Origin of the sequence: Hyalangium sp., from assembly GCF_035629615.1 — a bacterium.
GTDB lineage: Bacteria > Myxococcota > Myxococcia > Myxococcales > Myxococcaceae > Hyalangium.
The window spans coordinates 1-2,447 of sequence record NZ_DASPHO010000004.1 but is presented as its reverse complement, the minus strand read 5'-3'; the positions used below and the strand labels follow the sequence as shown (position 1 = coordinate 2,447).

The window sequence follows — 2,447 nt, the reverse complement described above, 5'->3', positions numbered from 1 at the left end:
CCAGCCGGGCCAGCGCCTCGGGCGAGTAGACGTGCTGGATCGCCGGCGTCATGACCGTGCCGAACTTGAGCAGGTTCACCCGATGCCCCTGCGGCCCCAGCTCGAGCGCCAGGTGACGCACGTAGATCTCCAGCGCGGCCTTGGCGGCGGTGATGAGGCCCGTGTTGTGGAGGAGCGACTCCGTCAGCGGGTTGGTGAGCCCCAGCAGGCGGGCCTGGGGCGCGAGCAGCTCCCGCTCCAGCAGCGCCTGGATCCAATAGATGAACGAGTGGGCCATGGAGTTGAAGGTGCGCTCCACCTGCTTGGGGTGGAACTGCTCCTCCCCGCCCGAGACGAAGTGCCCCACCGAGCCGCTGGCCAGCGAGTGGACGAAGAGCTTCACGCTGCGCGGGCCCGCCGCCGCCAGGAGGGCATCAGCGCCCTGGACCAGGCCCTCGTGGGTGGCAGCATCCCCCTGGTGCATGACGATGCGGCGGCCAACAGCAGCCACGTCGTGCTCGACCCGCTGGGCCTGCTCCAGGTAGCGCCCACGGTGCACACCGAAGACGTTGAGCTCACGCGAGCTGGCAAGCTCCACGGCGATCGCGGCCCCCGTCCCTGACGACGCCCCCAGGATGACCGCCCACTGCCCCGCGCTCATGCAACCTCCCTCTGGCCCCGCGCCCGGTCCATGAGCGACTGGACGGCGCCTCGAACCTCCTGGTGCAGCTCCTGCAGCGCCGCGCGGTCCGCGGGATCGATCCTTCCCTCGAGGTGGCGCTCGATCGGGGCTCCAATGAGCTGGGTCACCTTCACCGGGAACGGCAGCGAGAGCGGCCACACGCCCGTGGCACCCAGCCCCAGCCAGACCGGAAGGCCCGCGGGCACGCCCAGGCGGCGGCCCAGCGCGTAGCCATCATTGAGGCCGAGGTAGGTGTCATCCACGCCGGTGCCGGCCACGGGAACGATGGGGAGACCATGCCGGATCGCCAGGCGCAGGTACCCGAGCCGATCACCCCAGTCGACCTGGTAGCGGTGGCGGAAGCTGCGGCAGCCCTCGCGCGTCCCACCCGGCTGGACGAGGACGTGCTCGCCTCGTGCCACCGCGTCGGCGATCTCTGCCCCGTCGCCGGTCACGAAGCCCAGGCCATCGATCACCCACCGCAGCAGCCGGTTCTGACCGAAGTAGCCGTGGATGATGCCGTGAGGCAGGTAGCCCAGCCGCTCGTAGAGGGTGACGGTGAGCATGCACTGGTCGAGCGCCAGGGGCCGTCCGTGGTAGGCGACGAGCAGCTTCGCGCCCGGGCTCAGCAGCCCCTCCAGCCCACGCACCTCATACCGGTGCCAGACGCGCAGCAGCCGGAACGCCGCCAGCCAGGTGGCCAGCGGGACACCTCCCGCCTGGCTCATCCGCCCACCTGATAGAGGAGCGCGCCGTACGAGACGCCCGCTCCCACTCCGACCATCAGGATCCGATCCCCTGGGCGCACCTCCCGGGTGCGCATCAGGAGATCGAGGCTGTACGGAATCGACACCGAGGCCACGCTGCCCACGTCCTGGACCATGGGAATGATCCGCGTCCGATCCAGGCCGAGCGAGTCGATGATCGCGTCGAGCAGGGCCCCGTTGGGCTGGTGGGGCAGCACCCACTGGATGTCGCTCAGCTTCACCCCCGCCCGCTGGAGCACGGTCTGGGTGGCGGTGCGGAGGGCGTTCAGCGCGATCTGGAGGATCTCTTCCTTGGAGACCAGGAACTGGACGCGCTCCACCTTGCCAGTGAGCAGCGGCTGGGCGCAGACGGTGTCCGGAGGCAGGGTGCCGTTGTTGGCGAGCGCCACGCTGAGCACGCCCTCGCCTGGGCGCGCGGGCCCGAGCACGGCGGCGGCGGCCGCGTCTCCGAAGACGAGGTAGGGACGCGGGTGGCTCGGGTCGAGGGCGCGGGAGATGCACTCGACGGCGACGATCCCCACCGGTCCCATCCCGGTGGCGATCGAGCGGGCGGCGACATCGAAGGCGGAGAGGAACCCCATGCAGGCGTTGTTGATGTCGAAGGCATCACACGAGCCGGTGAGCCCCAGCGCGCCCGAGATCAGGCTGGCGGTGGCGGGGGTGATGGCGTCCCCTCCCGAGGAGGTCACGAACAGGATGCGGCTCAGGTCCGTGGGAGCCATCTTCGCGGCGTCGAGCGCGCGGCGGAGCGCCTCCACCCCGATGTCCGTCATGCGGGTGCCGGGCTCCACCCAGTAGCGCGTCCGGATGCCCGTGCGCTGCTCCATCTTGACCGGATCCCGGCCGAGCTTTTTCGCCACCTCTTCCGTGGAGACCGCCCGCCCGGGCAGCACGCCCGAGGTCCCCAGGATGCGAACGGGAATCATGCTGGCATCCGCTCCGGGAGTAGCACCCCCAACGCCCCCTGCATCCCGGACTGCCTCAGGGCGCGGACCTTGGAGGGCAGCTCCGATCGAGGC

General features: G+C 70.7%; 3 protein-coding genes. All 3 read right to left on the bottom strand.

Features of this window, described 5'->3' with window-relative positions:
• Nucleotides 1-640 (bottom strand): SDR family oxidoreductase (locus VD972_RS00095; protein ID WP_324978849.1); only part of this gene is annotated, 640 nt, incomplete at its 3' end.
• A complete protein-coding gene (locus VD972_RS00090; RefSeq protein WP_324978846.1) occupies nt 637-1,389 on the bottom strand; it encodes a lysophospholipid acyltransferase family protein in 753 nt (250 codons plus the stop codon). The genes VD972_RS00095 and VD972_RS00090, both read right to left, overlap by 4 nt.
• A complete protein-coding gene (locus tag VD972_RS00085) occupies nt 1,386-2,354 on the bottom strand; it encodes a ketoacyl-ACP synthase III (RefSeq protein ID WP_324978842.1) in 969 nt (322 codons plus the stop codon). Before VD972_RS00085 ends, VD972_RS00090 begins: the two co-directional genes overlap by 4 nt.
• Between the last annotated feature and the right edge of the window lie 93 nt (nt 2,355-2,447).